Annotated in this window: 14 protein-coding genes and 1 pseudogene; 5 read left to right on the forward strand and 10 right to left on the reverse strand. The window is 72.5% G+C overall.

Features of this window, described 5'->3' with window-relative positions:
- The coding region (locus tag ABD323_RS34420) for a serine/threonine-protein kinase (protein ID WP_344446008.1) at window positions 1-1,053 on the reverse strand (1,053 nt) is incomplete at its 3' end.
- A 402-nt stretch (window positions 1,054-1,455) separates the two neighbouring features.
- On the opposite strand from ABD323_RS34420, the gene ABD323_RS34425 reads away from it, so the two are divergent.
- Window positions 1,456-2,103, forward strand: a complete 648-nt coding sequence (locus tag ABD323_RS34425; RefSeq protein ID WP_344446009.1) for a TetR family transcriptional regulator — start codon at window positions 1,456-1,458, stop codon at window positions 2,101-2,103.
- 196 nt (window positions 2,104-2,299) lie between these two features.
- Here the strand turns inward: ABD323_RS34425 and ABD323_RS34430 are convergent, their stop codons facing one another.
- The 6 genes from ABD323_RS34430 to ABD323_RS34455 all read right to left on the reverse strand — a co-directional run bounded on the left by ABD323_RS34430 (window position 2,300) and on the right by ABD323_RS34455 (window position 8,054).
- Window positions 2,300-3,244: a beta-ketoacyl-ACP synthase III gene (locus ABD323_RS34430; protein ID WP_344446010.1), complete on the reverse strand. Its 945-nt coding sequence runs from the start codon at window positions 3,242-3,244 to the stop codon at window positions 2,300-2,302.
- Window positions 3,245-3,447: 203 nt separating this feature from the next.
- Window positions 3,448-4,443, reverse strand: coding sequence for a L,D-transpeptidase family protein (locus ABD323_RS34435; RefSeq protein WP_344446011.1), 996 nt, complete (start codon window positions 4,441-4,443; stop codon window positions 3,448-3,450).
- A gap of 96 nt (window positions 4,444-4,539) precedes the next feature.
- A complete protein-coding gene (mqnE, locus tag ABD323_RS34440) occupies window positions 4,540-5,703 on the reverse strand; it encodes an aminofutalosine synthase MqnE (protein ID WP_344446012.1) in 1,164 nt (387 codons plus the stop codon).
- Between the two features lie 64 nt (window positions 5,704-5,767).
- The gene (locus ABD323_RS34445; protein ID WP_344446013.1) at window positions 5,768-6,730 is read right to left on the reverse strand and encodes a threonine ammonia-lyase; all 963 of its coding nucleotides are present in this window, start codon (window positions 6,728-6,730) and stop codon (window positions 5,768-5,770) included.
- A 7-nt stretch (window positions 6,731-6,737) separates the two neighbouring features.
- Window positions 6,738-7,199 (reverse strand): Lrp/AsnC family transcriptional regulator, encoded by a 462-nt coding sequence (locus ABD323_RS34450; protein WP_344446014.1) that lies wholly within the window; start codon window positions 7,197-7,199, stop codon window positions 6,738-6,740.
- A 150-nt stretch (window positions 7,200-7,349) separates the two neighbouring features.
- Window positions 7,350-8,054 (reverse strand): UbiX family flavin prenyltransferase, encoded by a 705-nt coding sequence (locus ABD323_RS34455; RefSeq protein WP_344446015.1) that lies wholly within the window; start codon window positions 8,052-8,054, stop codon window positions 7,350-7,352.
- Window positions 8,055-8,094: 40 nt separating this feature from the next.
- Between ABD323_RS34455 and ABD323_RS34460 the strand changes: the two genes are divergently transcribed.
- Window positions 8,095-8,880 carry a cyclase family protein gene (locus tag ABD323_RS34460; RefSeq protein WP_344446016.1) on the forward strand — a complete coding sequence of 262 codons (786 nt, stop codon included), beginning with the start codon at window positions 8,095-8,097 and terminating at the stop codon, window positions 8,878-8,880.
- An 87-nt stretch (window positions 8,881-8,967) separates the two neighbouring features.
- Complete coding sequence (locus ABD323_RS34465; protein WP_344446017.1) at window positions 8,968-9,678, forward strand: MOSC domain-containing protein; 711 nt, start codon at window positions 8,968-8,970, stop codon at window positions 9,676-9,678.
- Window positions 9,679-9,722: 44 nt separating this feature from the next.
- On the opposite strand, the gene ABD323_RS34470 is transcribed toward ABD323_RS34465, so the two are convergent.
- The 3 genes from ABD323_RS34470 to ABD323_RS34480 all read right to left on the reverse strand — a co-directional run bounded on the left by ABD323_RS34470 (window position 9,723) and on the right by ABD323_RS34480 (window position 12,539).
- Window positions 9,723-10,103 (reverse strand): VOC family protein, encoded by a 381-nt coding sequence (locus ABD323_RS34470; RefSeq protein WP_344446021.1) that lies wholly within the window; start codon window positions 10,101-10,103, stop codon window positions 9,723-9,725.
- A gap of 70 nt (window positions 10,104-10,173) precedes the next feature.
- Window positions 10,174-11,085, reverse strand: coding sequence for a menaquinone biosynthesis prenyltransferase MqnP (mqnP, locus tag ABD323_RS34475; protein WP_344446018.1), 912 nt, complete (start codon window positions 11,083-11,085; stop codon window positions 10,174-10,176).
- A complete protein-coding gene (locus ABD323_RS34480) occupies window positions 11,082-12,539 on the reverse strand; it encodes a menaquinone biosynthesis decarboxylase (RefSeq protein WP_344446019.1) in 1,458 nt (485 codons plus the stop codon). Before ABD323_RS34480 ends, mqnP begins: the two co-directional genes overlap by 4 nt.
- A 115-nt stretch (window positions 12,540-12,654) precedes the next feature.
- Here ABD323_RS34480 and ABD323_RS34485 point away from each other — a divergent pair, with 115 nt between their 5' ends.
- Window positions 12,655-13,101 carry a PLD nuclease N-terminal domain-containing protein gene (locus ABD323_RS34485; RefSeq protein ID WP_344446020.1) on the forward strand — a complete coding sequence of 149 codons (447 nt, stop codon included), beginning with the start codon at window positions 12,655-12,657 and terminating at the stop codon, window positions 13,099-13,101.
- 445 nt (window positions 13,102-13,546) lie between these two features.
- Window positions 13,547-13,708 (forward strand): annotated as a pseudogene (locus ABD323_RS34490) (methylmalonyl-CoA carboxyltransferase); the annotation flags it as partial.

A 13,708-nucleotide genomic window follows, 5' to 3' on the forward strand; every position in this document is an offset into this window, starting at 1 on the left:
CCCCCAGTGGCCCCCCGGCCCGGGGGCCGGCTGGTGCGCCGCCGAGAGGTACGGCTCCGGCACCGCCGAGGGCGGCACCGGGGGCACCGGCGGCACGACCTGCGGCGCCACCCGGGCCGGCCCGGGCTCGGGCGCGGCCACCGGCCGCTGGGCGGGCAGCGCGCGGCGTCCGCGCTTGCGCTCGATCAGGTCCAGCGCCTCGGGCGGCAGCCAGTCCCCGCCCTCCTCGCCCGCGTCGTCCCGGGAGAAGAGGTGCGGCGCCAGCTCGGCCTGGATCTGCGCGGGCGTCGGCCGGTGCTCGGGCGAGGGGCGCATGCAGGCCCGCACCAGGTCCACCAGCTCGACCGGCAGTCCGGAGAGGTCGGGCTGCTCGCGCAGCAGCTTGAAGACCGTCTCCACCGGGTTGCCGCCGCGGTAGGGCGCGTGCCCGGTGGCGCAGAAGACCAGCAGCGAGCCCAGCGAGAAGACGTCGCTGGCCCCGGTGACGCTGCGGCTGTCCTTGGCCTGCTCGGGCGACATGTAGGCGGGCGTGCCGACCGCCACGTTGGTCATGGTCAGGCGGGTGTGCGAGACCCCGGCGGCGATGCCGAAGTCGATCACCCGCGGGCCGTCCTCGGTGACCAGCACGTTGGACGGCTTGAGGTCGCGGTGCACCAGTCCGGCGGCGTGGATCGACTGCAGCGCCTCGGCGATGCCCGCGATCAGCCAGCGCACCCCGTCCACCGGCAGCGGCCCGCACTCGCCGACCAGGTCCTCCAGCGAGGGCGCCGGCACGTAGGCGGTGGCCAGCCAGGGCACCCGGGCGTCGGCGTCGGCGTCCACCACGGCGGCCGTGTAGAAGCCGCCGACGGTCTTGGCCGCCGCGATCTCACGGGCGAACCGGACCCGGAACAGCTCGTCCTCGGCGAGCTCGCCTCGCACCGTCTTGATCGCCACCCGGCGACCCGACGTGGAGCGCGCCAGGTACACCAGCCCCATCCCACCGGCGCCGAGGCGTCCGAGCACCTCAAAGGGCCCGATCCGTCTCGGATCCTGCGCCGTCAGCTGGTCCACTCGGCTGCCACCTCCCCCTCCGCACGCCACCCGTTCGGGGGCCGGAGCTGATTCTCCAACGCACGCGGCGTCTGAGCCAATCTCCCCCGCCCCCGCGCCGCGGCCGTGTCGCGCCGCACCGGTCCGCCCCGGGGTCGGGATCCGGCCGCGGCCCGCTGGCGAGCCGTCGGTTGGAGCGACGAGAACACGATCTGACGACGCTTTGGGTGTTCACCGCTTTCACGCGGAAGGCTACGCAGAGCTACCCGACCACCCTTCAGCCCACAGGCCGTCACTCTGTGCCGCCATCAGCACACGGGGGGGCTACGAATATCGCTATCGCGGAGCCCATTACCACCCCCGGGCGGACTAATAGTCGCATCACCGAATCGCGCCATGATCGGTGCGCGGTAAGCTGACGGCATGACAGGACAAGTTCGCACCGTCGACGGTCGCGTCGCCGGGCGACGCGGACAGGAGACGCGGCAGAAGCTGCTCGACTGCCTCCGCGAGATGCTCAGCACGTCGCCGTACCGGGACGTCAAGGTCATCGACGTCGCCCGTATGGCGGGTACCTCCCCCGCGACCTTCTACCAGTACTTCCCGGATGTCGAGGGCGCTGTCCTCGAGATCGCAGAGGAAATGGCCAAGGACAGCGTCGAGCTCAAAGAGCTCGTCGACGGAAAGTCCTGGGCGGGAAAGTCCGGCACCACCACCTCGGAAGAACTGGTGGACGGATTCCTCGCCTTCTGGCGCAAGAACGACGCCATTCTGCGCGTGGTCACCCTCGGTGCCGCGGAAGGGGACAAGCGGTTCTTCAAGATCCGCATGACCGTCCTCAACTCGGTGGCCAAGCCGCTCGCGGATGCCGTCAAGGACCTCCAGGCCAAGGGCCAGGCCGACAAGGCACAGGACGCGGCCGCGGTGGCCGGTTCGCTGATCTCGTTGCTCGCCTCCGCGGCGGAGCACCAGAAGGCGTTCACGTCCTGGGGCGTCAAGGTCAAGGACCTGCGGCCCACCCTCGCCCCCCTGGTGTACCTGGGCGTCACCGGTAAGAAGCCGCCCAGGTAGACCGTCCTACGACCCGTAGACCCCACGTTCCACAGATGTGCTCGCGCGTGGCCCCGGCCCTCCTGTCCGGTGGAACGTCGGGCGGCGGCCGTGTCCTCGGGGGAGGTTCGCCGACGTACCGCAGCACGCGTCGCACATGCCGGTGGGCGGAAACCTGACCCAGGGTTCCGCCCACCGGCGCGTGGTGACCGGGCGACTACGGGCAGCGGATGACCTGGCCCGCGTAGGCCAGCCCGCCACCGAAGCCGAAGAGCAGGACCGGGTCGCCGGAGACGAGCTCACCGCGCTCCACCAGCTTGCTCAGCGCCAGCGGGATGGACGCCGCCGAGGTGTTCCCCGAGTCGATCACATCGCGCGCGATCACGGCGTTCGGCGCGCCGAGCTTGCCGGCGATCGCCTCGATGATCCGCAGGTTGGCCTGGTGGGCCACGAAGCCCTTGAGCTCGGAGGGCTCGATCCCGGCCCGTTCGCAGGTCTGCCGGGCCAGTGGCGCGATCTGGGTGGTGGCCCAGCGGAAGACCGACTGGCCCTGCTGGCTGATCACCGGCTTCCAGCCCGTGATGGTCACCGCGTCGCCGCGCTCGGGCTCCGAGCCCCAGACCACCGGCCCGATCCCGGGCGACCCGCCGTCGGGCTCCGCCTCGACCACGGCCGCGCCGGCACCGTCGGCGAAGATCACCGCGGTGGAGCGGTCGCTCCAGTCGACGGTGTCGGACATCCGCTCGGCGCCGATCACCAGCGCCCGGCGGGCCGCGCCGGCGCGGATCGCGTGGTCGGCGGTGGCCAGCGCGTAGGAGAAGCCGGAGCAGACGGTGTTGATGTCGTACGCGGCGGGCGAGGGGATGCCGAGCCGGGCCGCGACGGCGCACGCGGTGTTGGGGCTGCGCTCCACCGCGGTACAGGTGGCGACCACCACCAGGTCGATCTCCTCGGGGCGGCGCCCGCTCGAGGCCAGCGCCTTCTGGGCGGCCTCGGTGGCGAGGTCGACGAGGGTCTCGTCGACCGCGATGTGCCGCTGCCGAATACCCACGCGGCTGCGGATCCACTCGTCGTCCGTGTCGACCAGCTGGGCCAGGTCGGCGTTGGTGAGGATCTTGGGCGGCTGGTAGTGGCCGAGCGCTACGATGCGGGAACCGGTCATGCTGCCACTCAACCGGGTTACCGGTGCGTTAACTGCTAACGTCCCGTGACAGGATCCGACGCCGGATGCTGTAGGAGGCGGACAAACCCCTTGCGGCACAACGGGGGGCGCCGGGCACGCCGAGGAATTCCCGGCCGTCTCACAGGCACCTCCCAGCCGTTTCCGCGGCTTGTCCGCGCCCGCCGGCGGACCCCGGCCGGCCCTCAGGCGGCCAGCGAGGCCGCGTCGCCCATCACGATCACCGGGTGGGCCGCCGGGTCGAGCGTCCTGACCAGCTCGGCCATGTGCTCCTCGGAGACCGAGACGCAGGCGTGGGTCGGGCCGCCGTGGTCGGCGTGGATCCAGATGCCGCCGCCCTTGGCGCTGCCCAGCGGCTCGCGGGTGTCCAGCGGGGAGCTGCCGGGCACCCGGTTGTAGTTGATCGCGATCACGTAGTCGAAGGAACCGGCCAGCGTCTCGCCGGTGAAACCCTTGCCGGCCGCCACGAAGTCGCTGTCCTGGTGGTAGGGCAGCTTGCTGCCGGGGTCGGCCTTGAGGCCGCCGGCGTCACTGAGCGTGAAGACACCGATCGGGCTGCGCAGGTCGCCGACGTTGTGGTCCGTGGTCCAGCCGGAGTACCCGTTGTGCGCGGCCCAGGTGGCGCCCGGGTGCCAGCGGCCGTCGGGGGTGCGGGTCCACAGGGTGACCGTGGTGTCGGAGGAGTTCTTGTTGGCTCCCGTGGCGAGCACCACCTGGCTGGTTTCCGCCGGAATCCTCGCCGTGAAGGCGGCGCCCAGGCCCGGCAGCGCGGCGTAGCTGCCGTCGGCGGCCTGCCCGGAGGCGGCAGGGGAGGGCGCGGCGCTCGCCGAGGCGCCGGATATGCCACCGGTGTCGGGGCGGGCGGCGGTGGTGCCGTCGGCCGGCGCGGGGACGTCGTCCAGCGTGGTGGGGGGCAGGTCGGGGGTGCTCTTGGGAAGCGCGCCGCCGTGGCCGTGGGCGGCCAGCACGCCGCCGGGTCCGAAGCCGAACCAGCCCGCCGCACCGGCCATCAGCAGCGCGAAGGAGGTCGCCGAGAGCGCGCCGCGCCGCTTGCGCGCCTTGCGGCGCCGCCCCCGCGAGAGCTGCCGGGGGCCGGGTGCGTCAGCGCCGCCGGGCAGGTCCGCGGAGGGCGGGCCGGCACTGCGGCGGCGCTGACTGGAGGCACGATGGGATCCGGACATACGGCCGATCCTCCCAAAGGGGGCCGCGGGAGGTAAACCCGGGCCGCCATAAATCCTGGTGAAGAGGATCGGCGCAGCGCTGTCGCGGGCCCCGGATCAGAGCCGCATGGCCTGCGGGGTCTCACGACGTCCCAGGTCAGGGCCGTCGTACTCGCGGATCACCTGGTAGCGGGTGTTGCGCTCGACCGGCCGGAAACCGGCGTCCCGGATCAGGTCGAGCAGGTCGGCGCGGCCGAGCTTGTTCGGCGTGCCGAAGTTGTCCGCGTCGTGGGTGATCTTGTACTCGACGACCGAGCCGTCCATGTCGTCGGCGCCGTGACTGAGCGCCAGCTGGGCGGTGGTGACGCCGTGCATCACCCAGAAGACCTTGACGTGCGGGACGTTGTCGAAGAGCAGCCGGGAGACCGCGAAGGTCTTCAGCGCCTCGGCGCCGGTGGCCATCTCGGTGCGGGCCATCAGCTTGTTGCGGACCACGCCGTCCTTGGAGTCGTGGAAGTCGTGCTGGTAGCGCAGCGGGATGAAGACCTGGAATCCGCCGGTCTCGTCCTGCAGCTCGCGCAGCCGCAGCACGTGGTCCACCCGGTGCCGGGGCTCCTCGATGTGCCCGTACAGCATGGTGCACGGGGTCTTGAGGCCCTTCTCGTGCGCCAGGCGGTGGATCCGCGACCAGTCCTCCCAGTGGGTCTCGTGGTCGACGATGTGCTGGCGGACCTCCCAGTCGAAGATCTCCGCGCCGCCGCCGGTCAGCGACTCCAGGCCGGCGTCGATCAGCTCGTCCAGGATCTCACTGGCCGACAGGCCGCTGATCTTCTCGAACCAGTGGATCTCGGTGGCGGTGAAGGCCTTCAGCGAGACGTTCGGCAGCGCCGCCTTCAGCTCCCGCAGCGAGCGCGGGTAGTACCGCCAGGGGAGGGTGGGGTGCAGGCCGTTGACGATGTGCAGCTCGGTGAGCGAGTCCACCTCCATCGCCTTCGCCAGCCGCACCGCCTCCTCGATCCGCATGGTGTAGGCGTCCTTCTCGCCCGGCTTGCGCTGGAACGAGCAGTACGCGCAGGAGGCGGCGCAGACGTTGGTCATGTTGAGGTGGCGGTTGACGTTGAAGTGGACGACGTCGCCGTTCTTCACCGTCCGCACGTGGTGCGCCAGGCCGCCCAGCCAGGCCAGGTCGTCGCTCTCGTAGAGGGCGATGCCGTCCTCGCGGGTCAGCCGCTCGCCCGAGTGGACCTTCGCCTCCAGCTCGCGCTTCAGCCCTGCGTCCATGCGGTGGACCGCCTCCTCGATGCTCTGTCCTGCTTGCTTCCGACAACCGGAAGCGAGCCTACGCCTATGCCGCGAGCAGCTCGGACAGCAGCTTCGGTTCGAGGTTGCCGCCGCTGACGACCGCGGCGAAGACCCGCCCGCCCAGCTCCTGGGCGTGGTGCAGGTAGGCCGCGGTGGCCACCGCCCCGGACGGCTCGGCGACCAGCCGCCCGCGCCTGGCCAGCACCGCCACGGTGCTGCGGATCTGCTCCTCGGTGACCGTCACGATGTCGTCCACGTAGGCCTGCAGGTGCTCGAAGGGCAGCTCGCCGACCGCGGGCGTGCGCAGCCCGTCCGCGATGGTGCGGTAGGTCCGCTCCACCGGCCAGATCGCCCGCTCGCCGGTGCGCAGGCTCTCCTGCGCGTCGGCCGCCAGCTCCGGCTCCACCCCGATCACCCGCACCCCGGGGGTGGTCAGCTTGAGCGCGGCGGCCGTGCCGCTGATCAGCCCGCCGCCGGAGACCGGCACCAGGACGGTGTCCAGCTCGTCCGGGGCGTCCTCGCCGATCTCCAGGCCCACGGTGCCCTGCCCGGCGATGATGTACGGGTCGTCGTACGGCGGCACCCAGACGAAGCCGCCGCGCTCGCTCAGCTCGGCGGGCACGGTGTCGCGCTCGTGCGGCGACACCAGGACCACCTCGGCCCCGAAGGAACGGGTGTTGGCCACCTTGACGGCCGGCGAGGTGTCCGGCATCACGATCACGGCCTTGATGCCGAGCAGCTGCGCCGCGTAGGCGACCGCCTGGGCGTGGTTGCCGCTGGACTGGGCGACCACGCCGCGGGCCCGCTCGGGCCCGCTCAGCGCGGCCAGCCGGTTGTAGGCGCCGCGGATCTTGAAGGCGCCGGTCGGCTGGAGGTTCTCCGGCTTCAGCCAGAGCCGGCGGTTGCCGTCGGCGGCCCACGGGGCGGGCATCAGCGGGGTGCGGACCGCCACGCCGGCTATCCGCCGCTGGGCGGCGCGCAGTTCCTCCAGGCCTACCAGTGCCATCGGGGTCTCACTCTCCTGAGTCGAGGGGCAGTTCGCTGACCCGGTTCTCCCACTTGGTGGACAGCACGACGGTGGTCCGGGTCCGGGCCACGCCCTTGGTCCCCGACAGGCGCTTGACCACCGACTCCAGCCCCGCCACGTCGGAGACCCGGACCTTGAGCATGTACGAGTCGTCGCCCGCGATGAACCAGCAGTCCTCGACCTCGCCGAGTTCCTTCAGCCGGTGCGCCACGTCCTCGTGGTCGGCGGCGTCGGTCAGCTGCAGGCCGATCAGGGCCGTGACACCGAACCCGAGCGAGGCCGGGTTGACGGTGGCCCGGTAGCCGGTGATCACCCCGGCCTGTTCCAGACGGTTGATCCGGTCCGTGACGCTCGGACCCGACAGGCCCACCAGACGGCCCAGTTCCGCATAGGAGGCGCGACCGTTCTCCCGCAACGCCTGGATGAGCTGCCTGTCCACCGTGTCCATGTACCGTCCGCGTCCTTCCGAACCTCGCCCAGACCCCGAGAGCATTATCCGCAAATCCAAGGTGCGCTCGCGCCGCAACCCGGGTTTCGCAGACGTCAGATGTCGGATGCCAGATATCGCAGAGAAGATACTCTCCCGCCGCCGGCCCTCTTACGCCCCCCGGGGCCCATCGGTCCCCGTCGGTTTCGCCGTTGACGCCGCGTCGGCCGACGCCGAGCGGGCGCCGCCCAGCTCGCCGGACCAGCGCCGGTACAGCCCGTGACCGACGCCGACCGCGTCCAGCACCCGGCCGGCCACGAAATCCACCAGCTCACGGGCGGTGGAGCCACCCGCGTAGAAGCCTGGGGAGGCCGGCAGCACCACCGCGCCGGCCGCGTCCAGCTCCACCAGGTGGCGCAGCGTCACCCCGTCCAGCGGCGTCTCGCGCACGCAGACCACCAGTGGGCGGCGCTCCTTGAGGGTGACCGCGGCGGCCCGCTGCACCAGGTCCTTGCTCAGGCCCAGCGCGATGCCGGCCACCGCGCCGGTGGTGGCCGGCACCACCAGCATGCCCTTGGCCGGGTAGGAGCCGCTGGAGGGGCCGGCCGCGAAGTCGCCGGCCGCCCAGTACCGCACGCCGGCCAGGTCCGGGTCGTCGCCGATCCAGGCGGCCAGGTCGGCCTGCCAGTGGGCGTCCCGGAAGGAGATGCCGGTCTCGTCCAGGATGGTCAGCCGGGCGGCCCGGCTGACCACCAGGTCCACCGCCTCGCCGGCGGCCAGCAGCGCCCGGATCACCGAGGCCGCGTACGGCGTCCCGGAGGCCCCGCAGACCCCGACCACCCAGGGCCGCCTCGCCGCCTGTTGTTCATTGCCCATACCTCGCACCCTAGGGCCTGCGACGCGGGAGGATGGCGGGGTGGACTCCCCCGTGACTCCCCAGCCGGCGCCGGCCCCCGTCCTGCTGGACCTCACCCATCAGGTCACCACCGGCATGCCCGTCTACCCGGGCGACCCCGAGGTCGCGCTGCGCCCCGCGCTGACCACCGACACCGCCGGGGTGAACGTGCTCTCGGTGCACCTGGGCTCGCAGTCGGGCACCCACGTGGACGCGCCGTACCACGTGGACGTCACCTGGCCGACCCTGGACGGCCTGCCGCTGGAGCTGTTCACCGGCCCGGCGGTGGTCGCCGACCTGCGCGCGCTGCCGCCGCGCAGCGCGGTGGGCCCCGAGCAGCTGGCGCCGGCGCTGGCCCGGCTGACGCCCGGCGCGGTGCTGCTGCTGGCCACCGGCTGGCCGCGGTTCTGGGGCACCGAGCGCTACCTGGCGCACCCGTACCTGAGCGCGGCGGCCGCCGAGGCGATCGTGGCCGCCGGAGTGCGCACGGTGGGGGTGGACGCGCTGAGCGTGGACCCCACCCCCGACGCCGAACCGGCCGACCCGGCGGTGGCCGCCCTGCTGGCCGGCCTGGCCGACGAGCACGACGCCCGGGACGGCCTGGCCGCCGCCGACGCCCCACTGTTGACGGCCCATCGGATCCTGCTGGGCGCCCCGGGCGGCGGCGTGATCGCCGAGAACCTGACCGACCTGACCGCGCTGCTGGAGGCGCAGGCCCGCGACAAGCCGCTCTCGGTGAGCCTGTTCCCGCTGCGGCTGGCGGCCGCCGACGGGGCCCCGGTGCGGGCGGTGGCCCGGATCGGCTGACCCCGCCGCGCCGGGCCCGCCGCGGCGGGGGCCCGTCCGGCCATAGGTCTAGACCATCACCGGCGGCCCCCGATAGGCTGCCGACCCATGGCAGAGATCGTCGGAGTGGTCGAACGCGTCTGGCGCTACCCGGTGAAGTCGACCGGCGGCGAGCGGCTGACCGAGGTCGCCGTCGACGCGCGCGGCCTGGCCGGCGACCGGCTCTACGCGGTGCGCGACGGCGAGGGGAGGTTCGGCTCCGGCAAGAACACCCGGCGCTTTCGCCGGATGGACGGCCTGCTGCGGCTCGGCTCGCGCCTGGGCCGGAGGCTGGACGGGCCCGACCTGCTCGATCCGCTCGGCCGCCCGGTCCCCGACCCGACCGCCTTCCTGCGCGCCTACCTCCAGCGCGAGGACGTCGAGTTGGCGCGCGAGGACGCGATCTCGCACTTCGACCAGCTGCCGGTCAGCCTGCTGACCACCGCCACCCTGGACTGGGTGCGCGAGGCGGTGCCCACCGCCCTGGTCGACGAGCGGCGCTTTCGGCCCAACATCCTGCTGCGCACCCCGCCCGGCACCCCGCCGTTCGTGGAGGACCACTGGTTCGGGCGCGAGGGCGTGCTGAGGTCCGGCGCCCGGCTCGGCTTCGTGCGCGCCAGCGAGCGGTGCGTGATGACCTCCACCGCGCAGCCGGGGCTGCCGCACGCCCCGGAGATCCTGCGGGTGCTCGCCAGGGAGCACGACAACCGGCTCGACGCGCTGGCCACCGTCACCGGGCCCGGCCTGCTGCGGGTCGGCGACCGGCTGCGGCTGCACTGAGACCGCGCCCGCGGGGCCGCGCGGGCTGCCCGGGCCGCGCGGGCTCAGGCCCGCAGGATCGCCGGCAGCAGGCAGAACGGGTGCCCGGCCGGGTCGGAGTAGATCACCCAGCCCTGCTCGCGGCGCAGCATCGACGCACCGTGCTCGGCCAGCTCCCGCTCGGCGGTGGGCAGGTCGGCGACCTCCACGTCGAGGTGGACCTGCGAGGGGTGCAGCGGGTCCGGCCACTGCGGCGGGTGGAAGTCCTCGACCCGCTGGAAGCAGAGCACCTGGCCGTCCGGGGTGTGCAGGGTGGACCACGTCTCGTCCACCCTCCAGCGCGCGTCGGGCCGGTCCACCTCGCCGCCGAGCAGGAGCGCGTAGAAGCGGGCCAGCGCGGCCGGGTAGTGGCAGTCCAGGACCACGCACTGCAGGGTGCCGAGCATCGTCGCCTCCTCGGGCGGCCGGGGGTCCGGGGCGAGCGGGCCCCGGACCTCCATCATCGCGCCACCGCCCTCAGCTGAGGTGCAGGCCGCGCAGGATCAGGTCCAGCAGGGCGAAGGCGAACAGCGAGATCCCCACGAAGCCGTTGGTGGTGAAGAAGGCCCGGTTGAGGCGGGACAGGTCACCCGGCTTGACGATCGCGTGCTCGTAGCAGAAGGCGACGACCACCACGACCAGACCGACGTAGAAGGCCGGCCCCGCGTGGGTGAGGACGCCGTACCAGGCGAGCAGCGCGGTGGTCACCACGTGGCAGCCGCGGGCGCCGTACAGGGCGGCGGCGATGCCGAAGCGGGCCGGCACCGAGCGCACCCCCTCGGCGCGGTCGGCGGCCACGTCCTGGCAGCCGAAGATCAGGTCGAAGCCGCCGATCCAGATGCCGACGGCCAGACCCAGCACCACCGCGTTCCACGACCAGCTGCCGGTGACCGCCAGCCACGCGCCGATCGGGCCCATCGCCTGGGCCAGCCCCAGGATGGCGTGCGGGAAGTCGGTGAACCGCTTGCCGTACGGGTAGACCACCATCGGCACCACGGCGACGGGCGCCAGCGCCAGGCAGAGCGGGTTGAGCAGCGCGGCCGCGCCCAGGAAGACCAGCAGCGCGATCGCCGAGCCGGTGTAGGCGGTGCGCATCGACACCGCGCCGGTGACCAGCTCGCGGCCCGCGGTGCGCGGGTTGCGGGCGTCGATCTCGCGGTCGATGATCCGGTTCGCGGCCATCGCGAAGGTCCGCAGGCCCACCATCGCCAGGGTGACGATCACCAGCGTGCCCCAGTGCACCCGCCGGTCGGCCAGGAACATCGCGGTGAGGGTGGCGATGTAGGCGAAGGGCAGCGCGAAGACCGAGTGCTCGATGAGGACCAGGCGCAGGAACGCCCGCAGTTTGTTCGGAGGCGGGGCCTCGAACAGATCGGCAGTGGTACTCACAGCCCGTACTCCCTCCAGCGCTTCGTCACCAGCTCGGCGGTGGCCGGGTCCGAGGTGACCATCTCGGGCCAACCGCCGTCACGGGTGTAGCCCTCCTCGGGGAGCTTACGGGTCGCGTCGATGCCCGCCTTGCCGCCCCAGAACTGCTGGTACGAGGCGTGGTCCAGGTGGTCCACCGGGCCCTCCACCACCGACAGGTCGCGGCTGTAGTCGGTGTTGCCCAGCGCGCGCCAGGCGACCTCCTGGTAGTCGTGCACGTCGCAGTCGGCGTCCACCACGATGATCAGCTTGGTCAGCGACATCATGTGGGCGCCCCAGATCGCGTGCATCACCTTCTGCGCGTGCTTGGGGTACTTCTTGTCGATCGAGACGATCACGCAGTTGTGGAAGCCGCCGGCCTCGGGCAGGTCGTAGTCGACGATGTCCGGGATGATCACCTTCAGCAGCGGCAGGAAGAACCGCTCGGTGAACTTGCCCAGCGGGCCGTCCTCGGTCGGCGGGCGGCCGACCACGATGGACTGCAGGATCGGGCGGCGGCGCATCGTCACGCAGTCGATGGTCAGCGCCGGGAACGGCTCCTGCGGGGTGTAGAAGCCGGTGTGGTCGCCGAACGGGCCCTCGGGCAGCAGTTCGCCGGGCTCCAGCCAGCCCTCCAGCACCACCTCGGCGTCGGCGGGCACCTGCAGCGGGACGGTCTTGCAGTCGACCATCTTCACCCGCTCGCCGGCCACGAAGCCGGCGAAGAGGTACTCGTCGATGTCGCCGGGCAGCGGGGCGGTCGCGGCGTAGGTGACCACCGGCGGGCAGCCGAAGGCGATCGCGACCGGCAGCCGCTCACCGCGCCGGGCGGCCACCGCGTAGTGGTTGCGGCTGTCCTTGTGGATCTGCCAGTGCATGCCGATGGTGCGCCGGTCGTGCCGCTGCAGGCGGTAGAGGCCCAGGTTGCGGATGCCGGTGTCCGGGTCCTTGGTGTGCGTCAGACCCAGGTTGAAGAAGGACCCGCCGTCCAGCGGCCAGGTGAAGAGCGCCGGCAGGGCGTCGAGGTCGACCTGGTCGCCGGTCAGCACCACCTCCTGCACCGGCGCCTCGGTGGCCTTCACCTTGCGCGGCGGCACGTGGGCCATCGAGGCCAGCTTGCCGAAGGCGTCCTTGAAGCCGGTGAAGCCGTGCGGCAGCTCCGGCCGCAGCAGGCCGGCGATCTTCTCGGCGATGTCGTCGGGCGACTTGAGGCCCAGCGACTTGGCCAGCCGGCGCTCGGTGCCGAAGACGTTCATCGCCAGCGGCATCGAGCTGCCCTTGACGTTCTCGAAGAGCAGCGCCGGACCCTTGGCCTTCTGCACCCGGTCGACGATCTCGCCGATCTCCAGATGGGGGTCGACCTCGGCCTTGATGCGCTTGAGGTCGCCTTCTCGTTCAAGGGCCCGCAGAAACGAGCGGAGATCGTCGTATGCCATGCGAGCCAGTATCGGGCACCCGCTAGCCTGGGCCCGTCAAGAGGGTCCCTGTCCGCACTTCCCGGCGGTCGTCCCGGGTGGCCCTCGTCGCCGGCTTCCGGGGGAGCGCGCCACCGTGCTGAGGTACCTGCCGTTCGTCATCGTCCTCGCGCTGTGGGTCTGGGCCTTCATCGACTGCCTGACCACACCCGACGAGGAGGTCCGCCACCTGCCCAAGGTGGTCTGGGTGATCATCATCCTGCTCTTCGGCGAGGTGCTGCTCGGCCCGATCGCCTGGCTGGCGGTGGGCCGCCGGCGCGGCCCGTTGCGCGCGGCCTACGGGCCGGTGGACCCGTTCGAGACCGCCGCCGCCGGGCCCCGGCGCCCGCAGGGCCGCTCGCTGGCCCCGGACGACGATCCGGAGTTCCTCGCCTCGCTGAAGAAGGACAACCGCAAGCACGAGCAGATGCTCCAGCAGTGGGAGGCGGACCTGCGCCGGCGCGAGCAGGAGCTGCGCGGCCAGGCCCCGGCGGAGGGAACGGGCGGCGAGGCGCCCGAGGACGGCGAGGACACCCGGGCCTGATCCACCCCCGGACCTGCTGCGATGGATCGCACCGTCGCCCTCTTTTGGCGTATCCCTACGAGTCGCCGGGCATCCGGCCGCCCCCCCCCCCCCCGCCGGCCCCGGCCGCCGCCGGCGGCCAGGGCGCCCGCCACGGCCCGGCTCCGGCCGCCGGACGCCGGCCGGAATCGGCCCTGAGCTGCGCACTTCCCCAACCGGCCGGATCCGCTCCCGAGCCGGCGTGCCCTCCGCGGGAGCGCCCCCGGCGGGGAGCGGCCACCACCCCGCGCTGACACCCCCGGGCGATTTTCTGTACGGCTTCGACATCTAATCCGGTCCGACCTTGTACGGAATCGACGCCGAAACGGGACCACTGCGCCTCGTAGTGTCGTAGGAGACGAAGAGAATCGCAGCCGGGAGCCCCGCCGACACCGACTGCTCGCTCGCTCATACCCGGGAGTTCGAGATGACGGTGCTGCACGAGGCCACTGCGGCCGAGCCCTCCGATGCGCGCGGCCGGGTCGAGGAGTTGCTGGAGCTGCGCGAGCAGGTCCGGCGCGGTCCGGACGAGAAGGCGACCGAGGCGCAGCACGCCAAGGGGAAGTTGACGGCGCGCGAGCGGATCGAT

The organism is Kitasatospora nipponensis, from assembly GCF_039528135.1.
In the GTDB taxonomy this organism is placed as follows: Bacteria; Actinomycetota; Actinomycetes; order Streptomycetales; family Streptomycetaceae; genus Kitasatospora; species Kitasatospora nipponensis.

Bases quoted from the DNA above. Each gene is read 5' to 3' on its own strand.
- ABD323_RS34425 (WP_344446009.1), top strand. From the start codon at position 1,456: ATGACAGGACAAGTTCGCACCGTCGACGGTCGCGTCGCCGGGCGACGC.
- ABD323_RS34430 (WP_344446010.1), bottom strand. From the start codon at position 3,244: ATGACCGGTTCCCGCATCGTAGCGCTCGGCCACTACCAGCCGCCCAAG.
- ABD323_RS34435 (WP_344446011.1), bottom strand. From the start codon at position 4,443: ATGTCCGGATCCCATCGTGCCTCCAGTCAGCGCCGCCGCAGTGCCGGC.
- mqnE (WP_344446012.1), bottom strand. From the start codon at position 5,703: ATGGACGCAGGGCTGAAGCGCGAGCTGGAGGCGAAGGTCCACTCGGGC.
- ABD323_RS34445 (WP_344446013.1), bottom strand. From the start codon at position 6,730: ATGGCACTGGTAGGCCTGGAGGAACTGCGCGCCGCCCAGCGGCGGATA.
- ABD323_RS34450 (WP_344446014.1), bottom strand. From the start codon at position 7,199: ATGGACACGGTGGACAGGCAGCTCATCCAGGCGTTGCGGGAGAACGGT.
- ABD323_RS34455 (WP_344446015.1), bottom strand. From the start codon at position 8,054: ATGGGCAATGAACAACAGGCGGCGAGGCGGCCCTGGGTGGTCGGGGTC.
- ABD323_RS34465 (WP_344446017.1), top strand. From the start codon at position 8,968: ATGGCAGAGATCGTCGGAGTGGTCGAACGCGTCTGGCGCTACCCGGTG.
- ABD323_RS34470 (WP_344446021.1), bottom strand. From the start codon at position 10,103: ATGCTCGGCACCCTGCAGTGCGTGGTCCTGGACTGCCACTACCCGGCC.
- ABD323_RS34480 (WP_344446019.1), bottom strand. From the start codon at position 12,539: ATGGCATACGACGATCTCCGCTCGTTTCTGCGGGCCCTTGAACGAGAA.